This window comes from Micromonospora sp. NPDC050200, assembly GCF_040656135.1.
Lineage (GTDB): Bacteria > Actinomycetota > Actinomycetes > Mycobacteriales > Micromonosporaceae > Micromonospora.
In genome coordinates this window covers 12144-33772 of record NZ_JBFALG010000036.1, presented here as the reverse complement: position 1 = coordinate 33772, position 21629 = coordinate 12144, and the positions used below count along the sequence as shown (strand labels likewise).

The window sequence follows — 21629 nt, the reverse complement described above, 5'->3', positions numbered from 1 at the left end:
ACGTGGCCCCGGCCACAGCTCAGGACGGTTGTCGAGCAGGTTGAACCGTGCCGGCCGGCGCCGCGTGTGACCGATCGACGGACGTGCCGCGACGTATGGACCGTCGTACGCTTCTGCGGCGAACCGCATCCATCGTCGGAGGTGTCGGTGTTCAAGGAGATCAATGGCCTGCCGGGCCACATTCTGGTGATCCACGCCGCGGTGGTGCTCGTCCCGCTGCTGGCGCTGCTGGCCTCCGCGTACGGGTTGGTGCCCCGGTGGCGTCCCCGGCTCGACTGGGCGGTGGCGATCCTCGCCGTGGTGACGCCGGTGATCGCCTGGATGGCGACCGAGTCCGGCGAGGCGTTCCAGGAGTTCCTGGAGGGCAAGCACTACCCGCCCGAGCTGCTCGCCAAGATCAAGGAGCATTCCGAGTACGGCGAGACGACGTTCCGGCTCACCGTGGGGATCGCCGTGGCGGCCCTGGTGCTGCTGGCGCTGACCAGCGGCCGGGTGCGTACCCCGCGCCTGCCGTCCTGGGTCAACTGGCTGCTCACGGCCATCATCGTGGTGCTGGCGGTGTTCGTGCTGATCTACATCTACCTGACCGGTGACTCGGGTGCCGCGTCCGTCTGGGGCAACACCCTCTGACCGGTCAGCCGACTCAGAAGATCGCCCGGGAGCAGAGCAGGCAGAGCAGCACCAGCAACACCGCCCCGGCCACCCCGCCGACCGCGTAGGTGACCCGCTGCGCGCGCTGCTCCGCCGCGTCGATGGCCTCCATGTCCTGCGGCGGCAGCGCCCGGGGCGGGGTGGCCCGGAGACGCACCGGCGGCCGCCAACCGGGCGGCGGCGGAGTGGTCGGCGGCGGCCCGGCGTAGCCACCGCCGGGCCGCGTGGCCGCCGGCCGAGGGACCGGTGCCGGCGGTACGTCCGTCGGAGCCGCCCACGGTGACGGGGAGGTCGGCGCGATGGGGGTGACCGCACCCGCCACCCCGCCCGGGGCCGTCCTGGTCGTCGCCGTCGGGCCGGCGGTCGCCTGCCCGCCGGGGTGTGGCCCGGCTGTCGACGTGGCACCGGGTGCTGGCTCGGCGACCATCGCAGCTTCGGCGTCGGGGGCCGTGCGGGCGCCGTCGGGCGCCGTCGGGCCGGTGTGCTCGGGCGGCCGTCGCCAGAACTCGTCCTCAGAGCTGGCACCGCTGGGCGTCGTCACGCCGTCCGACGCTACCAACGCCGCGAGCGGTCGGCCGCCCGACGCGGCGGCCCGCCGTCTCCGGTCAGATCGGTCGCCCCGGTCGGGTCGCCGCCGTCGAGGTGCCCCCTACCGCCCAGCCGGGTTCGCCGTGCCGTCGGACGGGGTACGGGCTGCGGTGGGCTGGGCGTGCCGTCGGGTGGGGCGCGGGGTGCGGTGGCTGGGTGCGGTGCCGTCAGGATGGGTCCGGGCTGGGCTAGTGTTGCCGCTCGTGAGCATCGAGGACCCGGGCGTGCGCGACGACGACCGCGCCGTCGATCTCAGCGAGGATTTCGTGGTGCTGCCCGAGCAGACAGTGGACGACACCGACCACGGCTGGGGTGAACGCACCGGCGGCAACGACGACTGGCTGCTCGCCGAGCGCCCGCCGCACTGGGACTGACCAATCCTCCCCCGTCCAGTCCCGCCCCGTCACGGGCTTGGACGCCGAGCGCCGAGCCGCGATCACGGCGGCCGCCCGGTGGAGCGGCACTCGTCCGGTAACGCCTCAGCGGCGGCGGAGAGGGGCAAGTGGGGACGTCGGCGGGGTCGGTGGTGGGCGCGCGGTAGCGGGCCGGGGTCAGCCGCGTACCACGACGGCGAAGCGGCTCCCCTCCGGCTGGCCGACGGCGCGTTGCGCCTGGTCCGGCCGGAGCGCCAGGTAGAGCGCCGAGGATCCGTCGGTGGCGTCGCCGCCCAGCACGTCGAGCACCAGCGCCCCTGGGGCCAGCAGGCCGGCTTCGGCCGGTGCCCGGCCGGCCGGTACGACCAGCAGGTCGACCCGGGCTCCCGGCCGGAGCACGGCGAGCGCGGCGGGCTCGGCCAACCGCACCGGTACGCCCACCGCCCCGTTCGGCAGCGGCAGCGCTCCCGGCCGACCACCTCCGGCCGAAGGCCCCGCACCTGGCGGCCCGTCGTCCGATCGGCTCCCGGCCGACGGGCCACCTGCCGGCCCGACCCCGGCCGCTGCTGTGGCCGGGGTGCCCCCGGCGGTCGCGCCCCCAGCCGAGGCACCCGGCGACGACGGCACCGGCGTGGGGCAGCCGCCGGACGAGTCGAGGACCACCACCGCGAGGCCCAGCAGGGCGGCGACCAGCCCGAGGCGCAGCAGCGTGCCGCCACCGGGCCGGTGTAGCCAGCGCACCGGGCGCAGCGAGCCCGTCCCGTCCGGGCCACCACCCGCCATGCCGCCCACCCCCGCCCTCGCCCTCCGGCCGCCGTCGTGGCGGTCGACAGCACGCTAGGCGGCGGGGTCGGCCGCGGGGCGCCGTGCGCACCAGCCTGTGGACAACCGGCGGGCCTGTGGACAACGCCCGAAGTGGCGCCCGACCTGCTATCGAAGATCAGCCCCAGACGGGCGGCCGGGCCCGACGGTCCGGGCGGCTGAATCCACCTCGTCACCGACGTCGCGGCGCCGCCCGACTGAATCGTTCACGCCATCAGCTCCAAAGCGCCACCCACCAGGGTCGGCAGACCCGCCAGATCAACCCGGGACTCGCGACCACCCCACCCCGGCAGAACCCGCCCCCGAGGCCCGGTCGATCCCGCGCCGGCCCGAGCGGCACAAAGCCCGAAAGCCGGGGCACGGAAGCCCGGGCACGGAAGTCGGGGCACGAAAGCCAAGGCCCGGACGGCGGGTACGCCGAACGCCCCCGCAGCCTGATGGGGCGGCGGGGGCGGTGGCGTTCGAGATCAGGAGGAGGCGGAGGTGCTGGCGGCCGGGGCCTTGGCCGACCCGCCGTTGGACGAGCCGGACGTGCTGCCGCTAGCCGACGAGCTCGTCGACGACGACTCGCCAGAAGACGACTCGCCAGAAGAGGAGCCGCTGTCCGACTTCGCCGGCTTCGGGGTGGTGCCGCCGGTCGTGCTCTCCGAGCCGGAGGAGCGGGAGTCGGTGCGGTAGAAGCCGGAACCCTTGAACACGATGCCGACCGAGTTGAAGACCTTGCGCAGCCGCCCCTCGCACGTGGGGCACTCGGTCAGCGGCTCGTCGGAGAAGGACTGCACCGCCTCGAGTTGGTGGCCGCACGCGGTGCAGGCGTACTGGTACGTGGGCACGTTCTCCTCCGGATCTGGCACGGCCGGTTGGCACTCGACGGTTTCGAGTGCCAATGGTGCGTCATGGGACCCGGGTTCGTCCAGCGGACGTGGGGGGATCGACACCGGGCGCGCCGGTCAGCGTACGCAGACCGCCCGACGGGGTGATGACGGCGCGTACCGGGCGATCGTGCGGCTGGGCGGGCAGCGCCTCGACCAGCTCACCGTCGTGCAGCAGCGCCACGGTCAACACCGTCTCCGGCACCCGGGCCAGCGCCCGGTCGTACGAGCCGCCGCCGCGCCCCAGGCGCAGGCCACGCCGGTCCACCGCCAGCGCCGGCACCACCACCAGCTCCGCGTCGCCGATCGCCGCCCGGCCCAGCCGGGGTCTGTCCGGCTCCCGCATCCCGCGCCCGGCCGCCACCAGCGAGCCCGGCCCGTCGTACGCCGCCCAGTCGAGGTCCAGGTCGTCCCCGAGCACCGGCAGCAGCAGCTCGGCCCGGCGGGGCAGTGCCGCGCGGAGCGCGTCCGGCAGTTCCGGCCCGCCCGGCTCGGAGCCCACCGGCACGTACCCGGTCATCCGGCGCGGGCGCAGCCGGCGTACCAGCTCGACCAGCTCGGCCCGGACGCGCGCCGCGGCTTCGGCCCGCCGCGGCGCGGTCAGCGCCCGGCGGTGGGCGAGCAGCGCGGCTCGCCTTTCGCGTTTCGCCTCGTGGGCTTCATCAGAAAATTCCGGCACGCAACACTCCCTGACGCAAACCTCGTCTACCGGTCGCTCTGTGTCAGCATCGCAGGAACGGGTGCGGAACTTCCGGGGGGAAGCTTGACGCTACGCGGGCGGTTGACGGCAGCCTTCCTCGCGGTGGTGCTCGGCCCGGTGCTGCTCGGGGCGGTCTTCGTCGGCACCACCCTCGCGGCCGTCGACCGCAGTCGCTCCACCGAACGGCTCGGGCTCGCCGCCTCGACCGTCCGCACCTCGGTGGACGCCCTCTGTCAGCAGCTGCGGGCCGCCGCCGACGCGGTCGCGCTGCGCACCGACCCCGCCGCCCGCGCCGGCGCGGCCGCCCAGGTGGTCAGCCGGGGCCTGGCCGGGGCGGTGCTGGTCACCGACGTGGCCGGCACGACGACGTACGCCACCCCCGGCGCGCCCCCGACGCCCTGGCAGGACTGCTCCGGCGACCGGGCCGTCGTCGGGCCGGTGCGGGCGCTCAGCGCCCGGGTCGACCTGCGCGACCCGGCCGGCGTCGCGCTCGGCACCGTCGCCGCCGCCCAGGTGGTCGACCCGGCGTTCGTGGCCCGGCTGGCCGCCGCCACCGGCGTCGCGGTCACCCTGCTCGACGGTCCCGCCGCCCCCGGCCGGGTCGCCCACACCACCGAGTCCAACCGGGTACGCGAGGCGGTGCTCGCCGCCGCGAGCAGCGCCGACGGCGACCGGGTCACCCAGACCCCCGACGGCCGGTACGTGCGCCGCCTCGGCCCGGGGCCGGGGCAGCCCCTGCCGCTGGTCCTCTCCGTTCCCGGGGAGCAGCCGGCCGGGCTGCCCGCCGTGCTGGTCGGCGCGGTGCTCTTCGCCGCCGTGCTGGCCGTGCTCGCGGCCTGGCGGCTGGCCCGGGTGACCACCCGGCCGCTGGTCGAGCTGGCCGGCGCGGTGGACCGGGTGGCCCGCGGTGACCTGACCGCCCGGGTGCCGGTGCGCAGCCGGGACGAGATCGGCCGGCTGGCCGGCGCGTTCAACCGGATGACCCGGGAGACCGCCAGCTACGTGGCGGCGCTGACCAGCAGCCGGGACCAGCTGCGGGGGCACCTCGCGGTGCTCGGCGACACCCTGGCCAGTACCCATGATCTGCAACGCATCCTGCGGGTGATCCTGCGCAGCGCCCTCGCGGCGACCGGGGCGCGGGCCGGCGCGGTGCTGCTGCTCGACCCCGACGGCGTGCTGGTCGGGCAGTGCGCCGAAGGCCTGGCGGGCCGGGTGCCCGAGGCCGAGCCGCTGCGGGTGCCGGTCGGGGCCGGGGTGATCGGCGCGGTCGCGGCCACCGGGGAGCCGCAGCGCGGCCGGGTCGACCCGGCCGAGACGCCGGCGGGGGAGCCGCGCTGCGAGACGTACGTGGCGGTGCCCTTCGCGGCACCCGCCGGCGCCGACCCGGCCGGACGCGACCCGGCGGTCGGGGTGCTGGCCCTCTACGACCGGCCGGGCGGCGAGGAGTTCGACGACGACGACCTGGCCACCCTGCGCACCTTCGCCGGGCACGCGGCAGTGGCGGTGGAGAACGTACGGGTGCACGAGGAGGCGCAACGGCTCTCGCTGACCGACCCGCTGACCGGGCTGTGGAACTATCGCTACCTGCGTGAGTCGCTGCGCCGCGAGGTGGAGCGGGCCAGCCGGTTCGGGCGGATGCTGAGCATCCTCGCCCTGGATGTGGACCGGTTCAAGCGGGTCAACGACACGTACGGCCACAGCGCCGGGGACGTCGTGCTGGCCGAGTTCGCCCGCCGGGTACGCGGCGAGATCCGCGAGGTCGACCTGGCGTTCCGGCAGGGCGGCGAGGAGTTCGTGGTGCTGCTGCCGGAGACCGATGCCCGGGGTGCCGCGATCGTCGCCGAGCGGCTCGGCGCGGCCGTGCGGGACACCCCGATGGTGGTGGACGAGCACGTGGCGATCCCGGTGACCGTTTCCATCGGCATCGCCGTCTACCCCGACCACGCCACCACCGGCCAGCAGGTGCTCGACGCCGCGGACGAGGCGCTCTACGCGGCCAAGGCGGCCGGGCGCGACGGGTACCGGGTGACCGGGCAGCGTGCCGACGCGGTGGCGGAGGAGATCCCGGTGCCGGCCGGGGCGGTCAGCCCGGACGACGGGCTGCCACGTGCCGGCCCGGCGGCAACCAGGGCGGCGGAGGGCTCCGGCCGGCACCCCGCCAGCCTGTCGGGGCCCGCTGCGGGTGTGACACAGCCGGCTACGGGCGGCGCGTCTTCCGGTCCTCACCCGCCGCGGCAGAGCCGTGGCCGATAGTCTCGCGACATGTCGGAGCACTCAGCGAACCCCTCAACGGCCGCCGCAACCGGCCGTCCCCGTGCGGTCAAGGCTGTCATCCCGGCCGCCGGCCTGGCCACCCGGTTTTTGCCCGCGACGAAGGCGGTGCCCAAGGAGCTGCTGCCGGTGGTCGACCGTCCGGTCCTGCAGTACATCGTCGAGGAGGCCACCCAGGCCGGCATCGGTGACGTCCTGCTGATCACCGGGCGCGGCAAGACGTCGATGGTGGACCACTTCGACCGCCGTCCCGACCTGGAGGCCCGGCTGGAGGAGAAGGGCGACGAGAAGACCCTCGCCGCCGTGCGCCGCCCCAGCGAGCTCGCCGAGATCTACACCTGCCGCCAGCCCGAGCAGCTCGGCCTCGGTCACGCCGTCGGGTACGCCGAGTCGCACGTCGGCGACCAGCCCTTCGCGGTGCTGCTCGGCGACGAGTTCGTCAAGCTCGACCAGCCGCTGCTGCCGGCCATGCTGGAACTCCAGGCCCGCACCGGCGGCGTGGTGCTCGCCTTCTTCGAGGTCGACCCCGCGGATACCAAGCGGTACGGCATCGCCTCGGTCGATCCGGCCGAGCCGGAGCTGACCGACATCGGCGAGGTCGTCAAGGTCACCGGCCTGGTGGAGAAGCCGAAGCCGGAGGACGCGCCGAGCAACCTCGCCGTCCTCGGCCGGTACGTGCTGCCGGGCCGGATCTTCGACGCGATCCGCCGGACGGAGCCGGGCAGCGGCGGCGAGATCCAGCTGACCGACGCCATGGAACTGCTGCGCAACGAGGGCGTGCCGGTGCACGCGATCGTCTACCGGGGCACCCGCTACGACACCGGCATGCCCCTGGGCTACCTCCAGACCGTGGTGCAGATCGCCGCCGAGCGCGACGACCTCGGCGGTGAGTTCCGCAAGTGGCTGGCCGAGTTCGTCAACTCCGACGCGTCGGGCGGTCCTAATACATGACAGCGACGGCCGACGCCGAGGCGGCCGCGAACGAGTTGACGCCGCTCGCCGACTACCTGGGCAGTGTGCTGCGCAGGTTGCGCGCGCTGCCTCCGCTCGACCTCGACCTCACCCAGGCGTACGGCAACGTCCTCGCCGAGGACGTCGTCGCGCCGCACTCCTTCCCCGCCTTCGACCAGGCGGCGGTGGACGGGTACGCGGCCCGCTGGGAGGACCTCGTCGGCTACGGCCCGGCCCCCTCCGGGGGGTCGGGCCGTACCGTGCGGCTCAACGTGGTCGGCGACCTGGGGGCGGCGAGCTGGCGGCCGGTCCGGCTCACCCCCGGCTCGTGCTTCTCCGTCGCCGCCGGGGCGCCCCTGCCGGTGGCCGCGGACGTGGTCGTCCCCGTGGAGTGGACCGACCAGGGCATGGCCGCGGTGGAGGTCTTCCGGACCCCCAAGCGCGGGTACGGCCTCCGCCGCGCCGGTGAGGAACTGCCCGCCGGCACCCTGCTCGCCCGCGCCGGCACGTACGTCTCGCCGGCGCTGGTCGCCGTCCTCGCCGCCACCGGGATCGGGCACGTGGTGGTCCGGCCCAGCCCCCGGGTGGTCATCGTGGCCACCGGCGACGAACTCGTCGACGTCGGCCGCGGCAGCCAGCCCGGCCAGGTGGTGGACGCCAACTCGCACGCGCTGACCGCCGCCGCGGCCGAGGTGGGCGCGCTGGCGTACCGGGTGGGCATCTGCGACGACGACCCGGAGGGGTTGCGCGGCCTGCTGGAGGACCAGACCCTGCGGGCCGACCTGATCATCACCACCGGCGGCACCGGCACCGGCCCCGGCGACATGGTCCGCCGCATCCTGTCCAGGAGGGAGGGTGGCCGGGCCGGGCCGGTCACCTTCACCGAGGTGGCGCTCTATCCCGGCACCGCACTCGGATTCGGTACGGTCGGCGCCGAGGAGGTGCCCGTGGTGTGTCTTCCCGGTGACCCCGGCGCCGCGCTGATCGGCTTCGAGGTGCTGGCCCGCCCCGCCATCAACCTGCTGGCCGGGGCGGAGCCGGTGTTCCGGCCGAGCGTCCGCGCGCACCTGCTGGAGACCATCACCTCGCCGGGCGGGCTGCGCGAGTTCCGGCCCGCGCACGTCGCCGAGCGGCGCGGCGGCGGCTACACCGTCCAGCCGCTGCCGGGCGGGCCGTTCACGCTGTCCGGGCTGGCCGAGGCGAACGGACTGATGGTGCTCGGCGAGCGGGTCACCACCGCCGCCGCCGGCTCCACCGTCGACGTGCTCCTGCTGGATCGGCGCCGGTGAGTCTTTTCGGCTTCGGTCGGACGCCCGGCTGGCCGGTGGTGCTGGCCGACGGACCGGTGGTGCTGCGGCCGTACCGGCGCTCGGACGCGGCCGCCTGGTCCGAGGTGCGGCGCGCCAACCGGGCCTGGCTGGCACCGTGGGAGTCGCACCTGCCGGGAAGTTGGGACGAGACCAACTCGCCGGCGGCGTTCCGCTTCGTCCACCGGGACCTGCGACGCTCGGCGCGGACCGGCGAGGGGATGCCGTTCGCGGTCTGCCTCCGCGAGGACGGCCGGGACCGGCTGGTCGGGCACCTCAACGTGGGCAGCATCGTCCGGCGGGCCTTCTGCTCAGGGTACGTCGGGTACTGGGTGGACTCCCGGGTGGCCGGCCGCGGGGTGATCCCCACCGCGATGGCGCTCGCCGTGGACCACGCGTTCGGTCCGGGCGGGCTGCACCGGGTCGAGGTGAACATCCGGCCGGAGAACCGGCCGTCCCGGCGGGTGGTGGAGAAGCTGGGCTTCCGCGAGGAGGCGTACCACGTGCGCTACATGCACATCGACGGGGCGTGGCGCGACCACATCGGATACGCGATGACCAGCGAGGAGGTGGCCGCCGAGGGCGGTCTGCTGGCCCGCTGGCACCAGGTGCGCGACCGCAACGGGTGAGCCGTCCCACGGGTGGGATCGGCGCGGCGTGCCGGCATCACGGTCGACGGCCCGTAACCTCAAGTAACTGCAAGCTGTGGCAAGCGCTGCCCGCCCGTACGATCTGCGCCGTGGACGACCATCCGGGGAAGATCCTGCGGTCGTCGTGCGGTTGCCCCGAATTCGGTGACGGGAGGGGTGAGGGTGCCGACCTCGGTGCTCCTCGCCGTCCTCGCCGCCGCCGGCCTGCTCGCCCTCGCGCCGGCGCTGGTCCGCCGGTACGACGCCACCGAGCGGCTGGTGGCGGAGCGGGCGCAGTCGACGGCGCGGGTGCTCCAGCGCCGCCGGCGGCGTCGTACTGTCCCGGGACGGCGGCCCGTCAACCCGTCCCGCACCCTTATGGTCACCCTCAGTGAAGATGCGAACACGGGAGGTCTGAGCGCCCCGATCTCCGCGCCCCCCGCGCCGTCCCGCCGGTCGGGCCGGCTGCGCGCCGTCCCGCCGGCCCCGCGCCGAGCCCGCCGTCGACCCCCGCCCCGGCGCCGCCACACCCCGGCCGTCTACCGGCGTCGCCGGGTGCTCGCCGCGCTGCTGCTGCTCAACTTCGTCGAACTGGTCGGCGTGATCGTGGTCAGCCCCGGGTTCTGGATCAGCTTCTCGGTCACCGCGACGCTGCTCGTGGCGTACGTCGTACACCTGCGGAAGCGGGCGGTGGCGGAGCGCCGGCGGCGGCGGATCCAGGCCCGCGAGGCGGCGTGGCTGGCCGCCCGGCAGGCCGAGGTGCGGCGGGAGCAGGCCCGCCGGGCGGCGGCCCGCCGGGAGGCGCAGCGCCGCCTGGCGGCCCAGCGCGAGGCGGTACGCCGCAGCGCGATGGGCCTGGACCGGTCGGGCGACCTGCCGGCGGCGTCCAGCGGGGGCGGCTCGGTCTCCTACCGGCGCGCCGGAGGGCTGCGCGGCCGGGCGTACCAGTCCGGCCGCGGCTCCCATCCCGCCTGAGTCCGTCGGGGTCGGCACTGTGCGGCATGTCGTGGCGGCCCGCCGCCCGGACACCCCGACATGCCGCATCCCGAGTCGATCTTCGAGGGGCTGACGCGGGAGCGCCGGGGGTGATTCGCGGCGGAGGCGGTCTACCTGTTAGCCTTGTCGCCGGCCCGCCTGGTGAAAGCCAGGTGGGACCGAAGCCGGTTCGCCGGCGGAGGGGCTGTGGCGCAGACCGGTAGCGCACCTCGTTCGCATCGAGGGGGTCAGGGGTTCAAATCCCCTCAGCTCCACCTCAGGTCAAAGGCCGTTTCCCAGTGGGAGACGGCCTTTTTCGATCTTGTGCAGCAGCGGAAGTTCAGCACCGCCCCCGGCACGAAGGCCGGGGGCGCCGCGACGTGCCGGGTCAGGTCGTGAAGTTCTCCCCCGCGTTCCGAGCGTCCTCCTGGACGTGCTCGCCGGGCTGCCTGCCCTGGGCCTCATCCCGCTGCATCACCCGCTCCGACTGCGACCGCTCGTTCTGGGCCATGTCGCCCATCCGCGCCCTGGCAGCACCGGCCACCCGCTCGACCTTGTCCTTCGCCCTCTCCAAGCTCATGTCGCCTCCCTGTCGTTCGCGGACCTGGGCGCTGTCCGCCCCTCCTGGCCCGCGTCCCCGCCCGTCCGTGGATAAAACCCCGCTGAACTCCCGAACTGGTCACCGAGGCGCTTGAGTGCGGTCTGGGTCGCCTCCGACGGCGCCTCGCGGTAGATGTAGTGAGGGGCCCCGCCGCGTGGACGGGGCCCCTCACGGGCGGCATTATCGACGCATCAGCGCTGGCTGATCATCCACGTGCCGTCCGCGTACGGCTTGTCGGGGTGCTGGACGTTGAAGAAGAGGGTCCTCGGGTCCTTGCCGAAGTAGATGCCGCTGATCTCCGCGCCCGGGTCCTTGAGCGAGGCGAAAAGCTCGACCTTGTCCGCGGTTCCGTCCTGGTCGGTGTCGTTGCCGGCAACGAAGATGTCGCTGGCGAAGTTGTCCTCAACCATCCACAGCCGGCCGTCAGGGCCCTGGGCGAGGTTGTCCGGGCTGTTGAAGCCGGTGACACCGGCGCTGCGGCTCTCGACGGGCACGTTCACGCCGGCCTCGACGAAGCTCGTAAGAACGTCCTTGTTCAGGTCGATCGCGACGACGCGGTCCTCGCTGGTGTTGGCCACGTAGAGCGTGCTGCCGATGACCTCGACGTCCTCGGGGCGGCCGAATTCGGTGGCGTTCACTGCGTTGGATGCGGCGTCGGCGTCAACGACGACCTGGTTCATGTCGAGCGCGACCCATTCGAAGGCGCCGACCTTGCTGCTGTAGGTCGCCTGGTTCCACTTCTGCTCGGCGTCGGTGAGGCCGGTGAGCTTGAGCGCATAGAGCTGACCGTCAGAAAGATCCCCGCGGGTGGTCGGCTCGAACTTGTAGATCGAGCCGCCGTTGAGCTCGTCGATGACGAAGACGGTGCCGTCGGCGAGCGCTTCGATGCCCTCGTGAGCCAGGATGCCGACCTCGCGGCGCTCCTCGATCCGGGTGACGGTCGTGAGGTCCTTCGGGTCGAGGAACGCCTCGAAGAGGCGGCCACCGCCGGTCTCCTCGGCGAAGAGGAGGGTGCCCCAGGAGGTCCAGCGTAGGCCGTCGAGCCGGCGCCAGTCCGCACGCTGGGCGATGACCTTCGCCTCGCCGGTTTTGAGGTCGATGACCGACAGAGATCCGTTTGATCCGACCTCTTGGGTGCGGTAGAGGTACCGGCCAGCCTGCGGTCCGGTCTCATTGACGGTGTTCATGTCGGTGAGGTCGTCGGTGGTGCCGCCGTAGATGTTGAGCACGGTCTCGTCGGCGACGAGGTCCTGGGTGAAGCCCTCAGGAGCGACGAGCGGCTCACTCCAGTTGGTCGACATCTGGCTGTAGGCCGAGCCCGCGATCGGCTCGAACGCCATCGGTCCGGTGGCGGCGACGGCCGGAGCGGCGGCGGCCAGGCCGAGGGGCAGGCCCAGGCCCAGCGCGAAAGCAGCACTCAGGGTGCGGCGCATGCATGGTCTCCTATGGGTGATCGTGAGGCTGACTCGCCAAAGCTATGAGCGCTCTGTGAACAGCCCACCCTGGACGGCTGACGCGCTGGGATATCGCCCGGTAACGTTCGTGGCGTCCCCGGCTGGAGACGATCAAAAGGTGACGGGGGCCGGCAGTTACTGGCTGGGCGATCTGGTGAGTCGGACAGCGAGGAATTGCGCCGGCGGCAGGCAGACGAGTACCAGCAGCCCAGCGGCCGGCGATGCGAGCGCGGCCAGGGTTGCGACGGCAAAGGTCACTGACAGCGCGACCGGCGGCACCAGCGCCCAGGACGTTCCCGGAATCGGCGGCGCACGCAGTTCGGGACGGCGGACGACCCACCAGGCCTGAGCGAGCGCAAGGAGGCTGATGACCAGCATGTTGCCGAGATAGAGGACCGCGGAGTCGGTACGCAGGTGCGTCTCGACGAAGAGCCGCGCGGTGGGAAACGGCAGGAAGACCACCGCCATCAGCCACATCGTGTTGAGGATGAGGAGGCGCTCGTCGTAATCGATGAGCTGTTCGTAGAGGTGCCGGTGTGTTCGCCAGAACAACGCGATGACCAGGAATGACACCGCGAAGGAGAGAACATCCCCGAGGTGCTCGGCGAACAGTTGCGCCACCGACTGCCCGGCCGTGCTCTGATCGGCGAAGTCGACCAGCGGAAGCACCAGCAGGGTCAGGGCGATCGCAACACCCGCGTCGGTGAACGCGGTGATCCGCTGCAGCGTACGCTCACGGCGCTGGTGGACGTCGGGGCGCTGCCGTGGGCCGGCGCCGGCGGACTCATCGCTCATGCCCTGATTCTGACGAACGGCACACCCTCTGGTTCCGCGTTACCGCTAGGCGTCTCCGGTGTCAGGTTCTTCCTGATCGATCAACCACCTGGCGGAGGCCTCGCCCAACTTTCGATTTCCGATCCGCGCCGAGTTCGGCAAGCCGGCTCAGTCCACTCACCTCCACCGTGCGACACCCGCAGGTGTCATGGACGCTTGCGGGCTCGACGGACGACGGCGCCGGAGCGGCTACCGTGCGGGCCGCCGGGTGGGAAGGGAATCAGCTCGAACTGGCGGGCGGGTTGGCGAAGACGCCCTGCAGCATTCCGGTGGCCTGCCCGACTTCGACGAGATAGCCGTCCGGGTCGCGTAGGTAGCAGCGCAGCTCGGCCTTGCGGTCGAGGGGTTCGGTCAGAAAGTGCCCGCCTTTCGCCTGGGCGTCGGCGTAGAACGCAGCGATATCGGCAACCCGAACATTCAGGAATGCAGACACCGGGTCACCCGGCTCGGGTGGGGTCAGGGTGATGTCGGGCTTGTCGGGGGTGGGTCCCCCGCCGGGGTTCATGATGATCCAGCTATTGGCGATCCGGACGATCGTGGGGTTTTCGGCCAAGACGACCTGCCCGCCGAAGATGTCGGCGTAGAACTTCCGCGAGACCGCGATGTCGCGCACAGTCAGGAAATGCGTGACAACCAGCCCATGCTGTGGCGCGGGAAGGTCGTCGCGGTCCACCATCGGTGTCTCCTCACGGTTGTCCGGTCCTGCCGACGCGGGTGGTAACCACCGGTTTCAACGCCGCGCGGTCCCAGCCTCCCAGCTCCGCCGCTGCCACGTAGGCGCTCTCCAGAAACTCCGACAGCATCTGGCCCGGTTCGCTGTGCCGGGCCCGCCTCATCAGGAAGGGCGCCGCAGTTCGACCAGGAGAAGCTGCCCGAGTCACCAGCGGAGGGATCCGCCGGGCCGGCCGGCATGACCCGTCGGCCGCCCGACGCCGATCAGTCGCTACGTCGAAGGAAGAAGCTCATCTCCACCGGCAAGCCGTCAGCGACCGAGTACGAGGTATCCGAGACCGAGCACCCCGCGGTAGACCTCCACGTACTCGCGCAGCCGGCCGTCGAGTTCCTTGCGGACCTCTGCGGCGCGGGGATCCTCCGGATTGGCCAACAGCCACTCCTGCCGGCCGGCGAGCCAGGTGGATTCGAAGTCGTCCCACTCCCGCTGGTCGGCTGTGCTGAGGTGCAGCACCCGCCAGCCCAGCGCCTGCGCCCGCTCGACGAGATCCGCGAGAGGCATGGTCCCTTCCCCGAAGACGTCCAGCGCCTCACGCGTGGGTGGACGCTCCCAGTAGCCGTCACCGAGGAGGAGGCGGCCACCGGGGCGGACCAGGTCGGCGAGCGCTGTCAGGGCCTCGGTCGTGCCACCGTAGGCATGCGTGGAGCCGACGCACAGGACCCGGTCGGCGGTCTCCCGCCAGTCCGCCGCTTCCCCGTGGGCGAAGGTGACCCGCTCGTCCAGCGACCGGTCCGCGGCCAGCGTCCGGGCGCGGGCGAGCGCGGCGTCGTCCGTGTCGACCCCGACACCCGTCGTGCCGACGCCACCGACAGCGACCGCCCGGAGCAGCAACTCGCCCCAACCGCAGCCGACGTCGAGCACGTGTGTGCCGGGGTGCACGTCGAGCCGTCGCAGGAGCAGGTCGGCGTGCTCCTCCGACAGCGGGGTGTTCCACCGCATGCGGGCGTAGCGGGATGCGGCGAGATCATCGATCGGTGGCATCCGCCGAGGATGCCAATTCTCCACGGCCGGTGCAGCACCATTTCCCGCCGCGGTCAGGCCAGGAAGCGTCGTCAACAAAGAGACGGGCCGGCCCCACCGAGGGAGCCGGCCCGCCAAAAGACCAGAGAGGTCACGGCTTCCAGGAGCCGGCGGCCTCGAACTTGTGCTGGTACTCCACGACGCCGTTCTTGTCCTTGACGTCGAAGACCACCGCACCGGACCGCTTGCTGCCCGCCCGGATGCCGCTGCCGGAGTCGAGGCTGTCGCCGCCGCAGCCGGAGAGCGCGCCGGCCAGGCCGTTGACGGTGGTGCCGTCCTCGGCCACCCACTCGAAGTAGAACGGGTTGATCGACGCCTTGCCCTTGGTGACCGTCGCGGTCACGTCGGCGATCAGGTAGAGGCCCTTGTCCGGGGCGGGGGCGTACGAGCGGCAGCCCTTGGTGGAGGTGGAGAACTTGCGGATGGTGATCTCGATGGTGCCCTCGTCGTCCTCGATCACCAGGGTGTCGCCGGGCTCCATGTTGAACGTCTCGCCGTTTGTGGCGGTGGCCGACGGCTTGCCGCCGGGGAGGGCCGGGGCGGCGGTGGTCCGCGGGGTGGGCAGCGACCGCTCGATCTCCTCCGCCTTGTCGGCGGCCCTCTTGCCGCCCGCCACCAGGGCGACGATGCCTCCACCGCAGCAGAGCAGCAGCAGCACCGCCACGATGATGCCGACGATGACCCAGGTCTTCTTCTTCGAGCCGGACTGCACCGGCGGGCCGAGCGGCTGGCCCGGCGCCGGCGGGTAGCCACCGCCGGAGACCGGCGGGTACGGCGCGCCGGAGACCGGCGGCATCGACGCGTTCGGGTCGTACGGCGGGTACGGGGTGCCGGACACCGGCGGGTACGGCGCGCCGGACACCGGCGGGTACGGCGCACCCGAGGTCGGCGGCTGCGCGGCGGTCGGGTCGATCGGCGCGTACGGCGGCTGGGGTGCGGTCGGGTAGTGCGGCGCCCCGGAGACCGGCGGCAGCGGCGCGGTCGGGTCGGCGGGGTACTGCGGCACCGGCGCCGTGGGGAACGGGTCCACGGGCGGCTGGTTGGGGTCCTGCGGCCCGTAAGGGGGCTGGGGCTGGCTCACCGTACTCCTCGGCACTTCGGCTGCGTCGCGAACTCTTCGACGCTAGTCGGTGCCGGCAACGTGGAATTGTCTCGGGTCCGACCCGCCGTTCGGTGCTCCGGGCGGACCGAACGGTCAATACGTCAGCACGGCCGCCGTGCGGACCAGGTCGCCTTCGACGACGAAGCGCCCGGTGACGACGGAGGGCGGGTCGGCCACGGTCGCCGCCCGCAGCCGGGCGGGATCGATCCGCGCGGTGAACGTCCCGGCGTCCGGGTCCAGTTCGACCGTGGCGTCCTGGAAGTCCAGCCACGACCCGACCACCGGGTGCCAGACCTTGTAGACGGTCTCCTTCGCGCTGAACAGCACCAGCGACCAGGACGTGCCGGCCGGCAGCCGGGCGCAGCGCTCCTCCTCCTCGGGGCGGCAGATCAATCGGCGTACCCCCGCGTTGAGCTCCCGGAGCCGCTCGGCGTCCATGCCGACGGACCGCACGTCGGTCGCCCGGGCGACCGCGGCGGCGCAGTAGCCGCGGGTGTGGGTGATGGTGCCGACCACCCCCGCCGGCCAGGCGGGGGAGCGGTCGGCCGCCGCCGGGACCGCCAGCTCGGGCAGCCCCAGCCCGGCCATCGCCCGCCGGGCGCAGACCCGGCCGGCGGTGAAGTCCCGCCGCCGGCTCTCCACGGCCCGCGCGCCGAGGCCGGTCCGCTCGGCGGGGAGCAGCTCGCCCGCCCAGTCCGCCGGCCCGGCCACCACGACCGAGACGGTCGGCGGCAGCAGGTCACGCATCACCACCCACCCCCTTCAGGGACGACGACAGTCTGGCCGGTCGGCGACGGCCTGCTCGGCGGCGGAGGCCACCTGAGCCTGCACCCCGGTCAGGCGGCCGACCACGGCGACCGCGTCGTGCCCTGCCGGGCGGTGCGGCAGGTGCCGGCGCGCCCGCCGGGCCCGCACCCGATCGGCGGATAGGTTCGTGACGGCCATCGACGGTGAACGTACCGCAACCATGTAACGCCGGAGAGTCCCGTGTCGCTGTTGGAGCGTCGCGGGGGATCACCCGGCGTCCGTGCCGTCGACGCCGCAGGCCGGTGACCAGGTACGACCATCCGGAGAGGAAGTGGCGATGACCGGTGTCCCGACGCCCTCGGGTTCCCGGCCGGACGAACACGTACCGGTGACACCGGCGTGGACCTGCGACTCCTGCGGGGAGGAGTGGCCGTGTCCGACCAAACGCGTCCGGCTGCTGAGGGAGTACCAGGTGGACCGCGCCTCGCTCAGCGTCTACCTGGGCTCGTGTCTCGCCGCCGCCACCGTCGACCTGCGCGCCTCGCCGGTGGCGTCCCTGCGGGACCGGTTCATCGGCTGGGTCCCCCGGGGACCGGTGACGCCCTGAGCCCGGCGGTGGCCGCCCGGTCGGGGCGGCCACCGTCTCGGAGTCAGGGCCGGCGGGGGCGGCGGGTCAGCGCGAAGCCGACCACGCCGGCCACGGCGGCGAGGACCCCGCCGACCGTGCTCCAGATCCACCGCGAGCCGAGATCGGGCAGCCAGTCGCCGAACCCGGCGTCCTCCTCCTCGGCCGGGGCCGCCGCCGGCTCCCCGGTGAGCACCGCGCCGGCCTTCGTGTTCGGCACCAGGGGCGCCTTCAGCTCGCCGTCGTCGCGGGAGCCCTCGCCGTCCGCGCTGACCAGAAGGTCGACGTCGACCGGGAGCCCGAGGTCGGGCTCGGGCAGCTCGGTCACCGACAGCCGGACGTAGTAGGTGCCGGGCAGCGGGTCGGCCGACCAGGGCTCGGCCCAGGAGCGCACCTGGCGCAGGGTGCAGCCGAGCGACACGCTGCCGGCGGAGGCGTCGACCGTCGGGGTCTGCGCCCCGGCGGTGCAGGACTGCCGGCGGCGCAGCCCGTCGAAGACCTCGACCGTCCAGGTGGACGCCCCGGTGCGGGCCTTCGGCAAGGACACCGTCGCGCTGATCTCGTGCCGCTGCCCGGCCGAGGCGGGGAACGACCAGTAGAGGTGGTCGCCGGTGGAGGCGCTCATCCGTACCGGCTGGCCGGCGGCGATGCCGGTGGCGGTGAGGAAGGACGTGCCGGCCCGGGTGACCGGGGTGGCGCCGGGGGACGGGGTGGGGGCGGCCGCCGCGGCGGGGACGGCCGGCAGGGCCAGCCCGGCGGCGAGCGCCCCACCCGCCAGGATCATCGGGGTACGCATCTCAGTTCTCCCTCCAGGTGGCGACCCACCAGCGGGTGAGCAGCCCGGCGACCAGGCCGGTGAGCAGGCCGGCCAGGGTGAGCAGGGCGAGCAGCACCCAGCCCCGACCGAGGTCGGGCGCGGCCGGGGCGGGGGAGGAGGCCACCACGTCGACGGTCAGCTCGACCGGCATCCCCGGTGCGGCCTGGGTGCCCGGCCGGGGTGCGAAGGAGTTGCTCACCACCAGGCACACCGTTGTGGCGGGGACGGGCGCGGCGCTGGCCTCGGGCGTCGGCGTGGCCCCGTCCTCCGTCGCCGACCAGCGCAGGCCGGCCGAGACCACGTCGGTACGCCCGCTGCCGGCGTCCACCCCGCGCACCAGTTCCCGGCCGTCGGTGGCGGTGGCCCGCAGCAGCACCCCGTAGTCCGGGTTCACCGGCCGGTCCAGCGCCAAGCTGACCGAGGCGCGCAGCTCCTGCCCCGGCCGGACCGGCACCCGGTACCAGCGGTGCTCGGAGAACGCCTCCCGGTCGCTGTAGACGCCGGGGGCGAGCAGCGGTGCGTTCGCGCACTCCGCCGTGCCGTCGACCACGGTGGGCGTGGCGGTGTACGTCTCCTTCGCCCGGTCCACCAGCTGCTTGATCCGGCCGGTCAGCTCGTCGGCGCTCTGCGCCGCGGTGTACGTCCCGCCGGTCGCGCCGGCGATGCAGAGCAGTTGCTTGCGCACCTTCTCGTCGGGGGCTAGGCCGAGGGTGTCGACCACCAGCTTCGTGCCCTGGGCGGCCAGTTCGCGGGCCACCTCGCAGGGGTCCGGTGGGGCGCAGGTGTCCTCGCCGTCGGTGATCAGCACGATTCGGCGGGCGGTGGCGCCGGTGCCGAGGTCCTGGGCGGCCGAGCGCAGGGCCAGCCCGACCGGGGTGAAGCCGGTCGGCCGCAGGGTCGCCACGGCCGCCTTCGCCTGCGCCCGGTCGACCGGCCCGACCGGCACGATCTGCTGGGTGTCCAGGCAGCCCTGCTTCTTGTCCTTGCCCCGGTAGGTCGCGCCGAGCACCCGGATGCCCAGCTGGGTCTCCTCGGGCAGGGCGTCGACCACCTCGTTGAACGCCTGCTGGGCCACCGAGATCCGGCTGCGGCCGTCGATGTCCCGGGCCCGCATCGAGCCGCTGACGTCGAGCACCAGCTCGACCTTCGGCGGCTCGGCGGGGGTCTCGTCGTCGGCCAGGGCCGGTGCCGGACCGGTCAGCACGGTGGCCGCCAGCAGTCCGATCAGGACGGCCGTCGGTCGTCTCTTGTTGATCATCGGGCGGAGTGTACTGCGGTCCACTCTGGATGATCGTCCGGGGCATAGGGTGTCCCGTGCGGGCCCCGGGTCGCCACCGGCGGCAGGGCGGTGAGCCGCCGGTGAATCGCCCGGTCCCGTCCGGGTGGGATCTGGTGATCTTCCGTGCGATTCCCCGAGCCGTCCCGGTGCCGCCTCCTCCACCGTCCGTCCCGGTCGCGATCCCGGTGATCGGGCAGGAACCGGTACGGACCGGCCCGGCAGCCCCGGCGGATCGTCGATCGCCGGGTGACCATCCGTTAACTGCCGGATGTAAACCTTTCGCCCGGCCAGGCATCCCTCGGAAATCTGACCCAACTCGACCCGTTGTGTCGGTGACGAAGGGTGGTTAAGCTTTGTCTTGCGCGCCCCAATCGCCCGCTTCCCCCGTGGCAGGCGATCGGGGCGCGCGCTATTTGTGCGCTGCCCTCCGTCCGGTGTTTCCCGCCCGGCCCGCGCCGCAACTCCCAGGAGTTACGCCACTGCCGACGAACGTGGCGGCGTCCGGATCACCCCGCACACCGCCAGTCGATCGTGCCCGCCTCCGGTGCGCCGGGTCAGATCCAGCGGCCGTCCAGCCACATCCGGGCCGACCAGTCGTCGTACGGCAGCAGGTTGCCCACGAAGATCGGATAGAAGTACGCGAAACAGAGCGCCACCAGCAGCACGTACGCGCCGACGATCACCCCGCCGATCAGGCGTTGGTCCCTGCCCCGCTCCACGTCGGCGTCGGTGGCCGGGGCGCCCTGCCGGCCGGTCGGGGTGACGATCGCGCCCAGCACGTAGACCACCGCCAGCACCAGGAACGGCAGCGCCGGGGCGGCGTAGAACGAGAACATCGTCCGGCCGTCCAGGGCGAACCAGAACCAGGGCAGCAGGCCGGCGGCGACGCTGAGCAGGATCGCCCCGGCCCGCCAGTCCCGCCGGGCCAGGCCCAGCCAGGCCGTCGCCGCCAACGCCGGCAGGAACGACCACCACAGCAGCGGCGTGCCCAGCAGCAGGATCTCCGAGGCGCAGCTCGGCGCCCCACACGCCCCGTCACCCGACCAGTAGAAGGCCACCGGCCGGCCGAGCAGCAGCCACTGCCACGGCCACGACTGGTACTTGTGCGGGGTCTCCAGCCCGGTGTGGAACTCGAACGCCGCCCGGTGGTACTGGTACAGGTTGTTCAGCGCCCCGATGATCGGGGTGTCGCTCAGGCCGGGCGTGTTCGGGTAGCGCTCGGCCAGCCGGTAGTAGCCGTCGTCGCCGAGCAGCCAGCCGGACCAGGTGGCCACGTAGGTCACGACCAGCAGCACCCCGGCGAGCACCAGCCAGGGCAGCTCGTCGAGGAGCGCGTCCCGCCACGGGCGGCGTACCCCGGCGGAGCGGCGGACGCCGACCTCCCAGAGGAGCGCCAGCAGCCCGAACGCCGGCACGAAGTACAGCGCGCTCCACTTCACCGCCACCGCGCAGCCGAGCAGCACCCCGGCGACCAGCCGCCACCAGGGCCAGGTCCGCCAACCGCCCGCCGGTCGGCCGGCCCGCCCCGGCGCGGCCGGGTCCAGCCCGCCCTCCAGCGCCCGGGCCCAGCGCCGTCGCCGGGAGTCCCGGTCCAGCACCAGGGCGCCGAAGGCGGCCAGCACGAACAGCAGCAGGAAGATGTCGAGCAGCGCGGTGCGGGAGAGCACCAGGTGGAAGCCGTCCAGCGCGAGCAGCAGGCCGGCGGCGCAGCCGAGCGTGGTGGAGCGGAACAGCCGGCGCGCGATCCGGGTCAGCATCAGCACCGACAGGATGCCGGCCAGTGCCGCGGAGATCCGCCAGCCGAACTCCGGGGCGGTGGTCATCAGGTGCCCCGGCACCGAGATGTTGTGCTCCTGGTCGGAGTAGCCGAAGGCCCACTCCCCGAGCCCGATCAGCCACTTGCCCAGCGGTGGGTGCACCACGTACGACGCGCCGTTGTCCTTGTAGTTCCACTCGACGCCCTTGTCGATCAGGCCGTAGGCGTCGCGGGCGTAGTAGATCTCGTCGAAGATCTTGCCTTTGGGGCCGCTCAGGCCGAGCAGGCGCAGGATCGCGGCGATCGCCACCACCACGGCGGTGGCGATCCAGGAGTTCACGTCCAGCCGGGCCTCGACGGTGGCGAGCCGGCGACGCACGACGGCCGGGACGCCGCCACCGTCGGTGGACGGGCTCCCCTGGTCGGGTCGGTCCGCGTTCACGCTCTGTGCTGTCGACGCACTCGTCACCCGGCGATCGTAGGCTCTGAAGGTGCCCGGTGGCGCCCATCGTCTCCGACCT

General features: G+C 73.4%; 24 protein-coding genes and 1 tRNA gene. 9 read left to right on the top strand and 16 right to left on the bottom strand.

All coding sequences use genetic code 11. The features are described 5' to 3' along the window. The first annotated feature begins 147 nt into the window (after positions 1 to 147). Entirely contained in the window at positions 148 to 630 is a 483-nt protein-coding gene (locus AB0I41_RS22610) for a hypothetical protein (protein ID WP_357110801.1), read from the top strand. 13 nt (positions 631 to 643) lie between these two features. Here the strand turns inward: AB0I41_RS22610 and AB0I41_RS22605 are convergent, their stop codons facing one another. Next, complete coding sequence (locus AB0I41_RS22605; RefSeq protein ID WP_357110798.1) at positions 644 to 1192, bottom strand: hypothetical protein; 549 nt, start codon at positions 1190 to 1192, stop codon at positions 644 to 646. A 250-nt stretch (positions 1193 to 1442) separates the two neighbouring features. On the opposite strand from AB0I41_RS22605, the gene AB0I41_RS22600 reads away from it, so the two are divergent. Further along, complete coding sequence (locus AB0I41_RS22600; protein ID WP_357110795.1) at positions 1443 to 1613, top strand: hypothetical protein; 171 nt, start codon at positions 1443 to 1445, stop codon at positions 1611 to 1613. Positions 1614 to 1790: 177 nt separating this feature from the next. Here AB0I41_RS22600 and AB0I41_RS22595 read toward each other — a convergent pair whose 3' ends face one another. The 3 genes from AB0I41_RS22595 to AB0I41_RS22585 form a co-directional block, all read right to left on the bottom strand. Next, on the bottom strand, positions 1791 to 2396 hold the full coding sequence (locus tag AB0I41_RS22595; protein WP_357110792.1) for a flagellar biosynthesis protein FlgA: 606 nt from the start codon (positions 2394 to 2396) through the stop codon (positions 1791 to 1793). A 506-nt stretch (positions 2397 to 2902) separates the two neighbouring features. Further along, entirely contained in the window at positions 2903 to 3268 is a 366-nt protein-coding gene (locus tag AB0I41_RS22590) for an FmdB family zinc ribbon protein (RefSeq protein WP_357110915.1), read from the bottom strand. Between the two features lie 61 nt (positions 3269 to 3329). Further along, a complete protein-coding gene (locus AB0I41_RS22585) occupies positions 3330 to 3986 on the bottom strand; it encodes a 5-formyltetrahydrofolate cyclo-ligase (protein ID WP_357110788.1) in 657 nt (218 codons plus the stop codon). A gap of 84 nt (positions 3987 to 4070) precedes the next feature. Here AB0I41_RS22585 and AB0I41_RS22580 point away from each other — a divergent pair, with 84 nt between their 5' ends. The 6 genes from AB0I41_RS22580 to AB0I41_RS22555 all read left to right on the top strand — a co-directional run bounded on the left by AB0I41_RS22580 (position 4071) and on the right by AB0I41_RS22555 (position 10415). After that, on the top strand, positions 4071 to 6260 hold the full coding sequence (locus AB0I41_RS22580; protein WP_357110785.1) for a diguanylate cyclase: 2190 nt from the start codon (positions 4071 to 4073) through the stop codon (positions 6258 to 6260). Between the two features lie 9 nt (positions 6261 to 6269). Further along, the gene (locus AB0I41_RS22575; RefSeq protein ID WP_357110782.1) at positions 6270 to 7229 is read left to right on the top strand and encodes a UTP--glucose-1-phosphate uridylyltransferase; all 960 of its coding nucleotides are present in this window, start codon (positions 6270 to 6272) and stop codon (positions 7227 to 7229) included. Then, positions 7226 to 8518, top strand: a complete 1293-nt coding sequence (gene glp / locus AB0I41_RS22570) for a gephyrin-like molybdotransferase Glp (protein ID WP_357110780.1) — start codon at positions 7226 to 7228, stop codon at positions 8516 to 8518. Before AB0I41_RS22575 ends, glp begins: the two co-directional genes overlap by 4 nt. Next, entirely contained in the window at positions 8515 to 9165 is a 651-nt protein-coding gene (locus tag AB0I41_RS22565; protein ID WP_357110777.1) for a GNAT family protein, read from the top strand. The genes glp and AB0I41_RS22565 overlap by 4 nt, the downstream gene beginning before the upstream one ends. Before the next feature lie 177 nt (positions 9166 to 9342). Then, positions 9343 to 10140 carry a hypothetical protein gene (locus AB0I41_RS22560; protein WP_357110775.1) on the top strand — a complete coding sequence of 266 codons (798 nt, stop codon included), beginning with the start codon at positions 9343 to 9345 and terminating at the stop codon, positions 10138 to 10140. A 201-nt stretch (positions 10141 to 10341) separates the two neighbouring features. Next, positions 10342 to 10415: transfer RNA gene (locus AB0I41_RS22555), tRNA-Ala, on the top strand. Positions 10416 to 10528: 113 nt separating this feature from the next. On the opposite strand, the gene AB0I41_RS22550 is transcribed toward AB0I41_RS22555, so the two are convergent. The 9 genes from AB0I41_RS22550 to AB0I41_RS22510 all read right to left on the bottom strand — a co-directional run bounded on the left by AB0I41_RS22550 (position 10529) and on the right by AB0I41_RS22510 (position 16829). Then, positions 10529 to 10720, bottom strand: coding sequence for a general stress protein CsbD (locus AB0I41_RS22550; RefSeq protein ID WP_357110772.1), 192 nt, complete (start codon positions 10718 to 10720; stop codon positions 10529 to 10531). 212 nt (positions 10721 to 10932) lie between these two features. After that, positions 10933 to 12174 (bottom strand): alkaline phosphatase PhoX, encoded by a 1242-nt coding sequence (locus AB0I41_RS22545; protein WP_357110769.1) that lies wholly within the window; start codon positions 12172 to 12174, stop codon positions 10933 to 10935. Between the two features lie 156 nt (positions 12175 to 12330). After that, complete coding sequence (locus AB0I41_RS22540) at positions 12331 to 12990, bottom strand: TMEM175 family protein (protein ID WP_357110766.1); 660 nt, start codon at positions 12988 to 12990, stop codon at positions 12331 to 12333. Positions 12991 to 13249: 259 nt separating this feature from the next. Next, entirely contained in the window at positions 13250 to 13705 is a 456-nt protein-coding gene (locus AB0I41_RS22535) for a VOC family protein (protein WP_357110763.1), read from the bottom strand. 10 nt (positions 13706 to 13715) lie between these two features. Beyond that, positions 13716 to 13865, bottom strand: coding sequence for a DUF5996 family protein (locus tag AB0I41_RS22530; RefSeq protein WP_357110759.1), 150 nt, complete (start codon positions 13863 to 13865; stop codon positions 13716 to 13718). 146 nt (positions 13866 to 14011) lie between these two features. Next, complete coding sequence (locus AB0I41_RS22525; protein ID WP_357110757.1) at positions 14012 to 14743, bottom strand: class I SAM-dependent methyltransferase; 732 nt, start codon at positions 14741 to 14743, stop codon at positions 14012 to 14014. 130 nt (positions 14744 to 14873) lie between these two features. Beyond that, positions 14874 to 15863, bottom strand: a complete 990-nt coding sequence (locus AB0I41_RS22520) for a hypothetical protein (RefSeq protein ID WP_357110754.1) — start codon at positions 15861 to 15863, stop codon at positions 14874 to 14876. 114 nt (positions 15864 to 15977) lie between these two features. Beyond that, positions 15978 to 16631: a 4'-phosphopantetheinyl transferase superfamily protein gene (locus AB0I41_RS22515; RefSeq protein ID WP_357110751.1), complete on the bottom strand. Its 654-nt coding sequence runs from the start codon at positions 16629 to 16631 to the stop codon at positions 15978 to 15980. A gap of 15 nt (positions 16632 to 16646) precedes the next feature. Continuing rightward, positions 16647 to 16829, bottom strand: a complete 183-nt coding sequence (locus AB0I41_RS22510) for a hypothetical protein (RefSeq protein WP_357110749.1) — start codon at positions 16827 to 16829, stop codon at positions 16647 to 16649. Positions 16830 to 16968: 139 nt separating this feature from the next. Between AB0I41_RS22510 and AB0I41_RS22505 the strand changes: the two genes are divergently transcribed. Then, positions 16969 to 17238 (top strand): hypothetical protein, encoded by a 270-nt coding sequence (locus AB0I41_RS22505; RefSeq protein WP_357110745.1) that lies wholly within the window; start codon positions 16969 to 16971, stop codon positions 17236 to 17238. A gap of 43 nt (positions 17239 to 17281) precedes the next feature. Here the strand turns inward: AB0I41_RS22505 and AB0I41_RS22500 are convergent, their stop codons facing one another. The 3 genes from AB0I41_RS22500 to AB0I41_RS22490 all read right to left on the bottom strand — a co-directional run bounded on the left by AB0I41_RS22500 (position 17282) and on the right by AB0I41_RS22490 (position 21550). Beyond that, a complete protein-coding gene (locus AB0I41_RS22500; protein ID WP_357110742.1) occupies positions 17282 to 18052 on the bottom strand; it encodes a peptidase in 771 nt (256 codons plus the stop codon). 1 nt (position 18053) lies between these two features. Beyond that, a complete protein-coding gene (locus AB0I41_RS22495) occupies positions 18054 to 19331 on the bottom strand; it encodes a VWA domain-containing protein (protein WP_357110739.1) in 1278 nt (425 codons plus the stop codon). Between the two features lie 575 nt (positions 19332 to 19906). Then, the gene (locus AB0I41_RS22490) at positions 19907 to 21550 is read right to left on the bottom strand and encodes a phospholipid carrier-dependent glycosyltransferase (protein ID WP_357110912.1); all 1644 of its coding nucleotides are present in this window, start codon (positions 21548 to 21550) and stop codon (positions 19907 to 19909) included. Between the last annotated feature and the right edge of the window lie 79 nt (positions 21551 to 21629).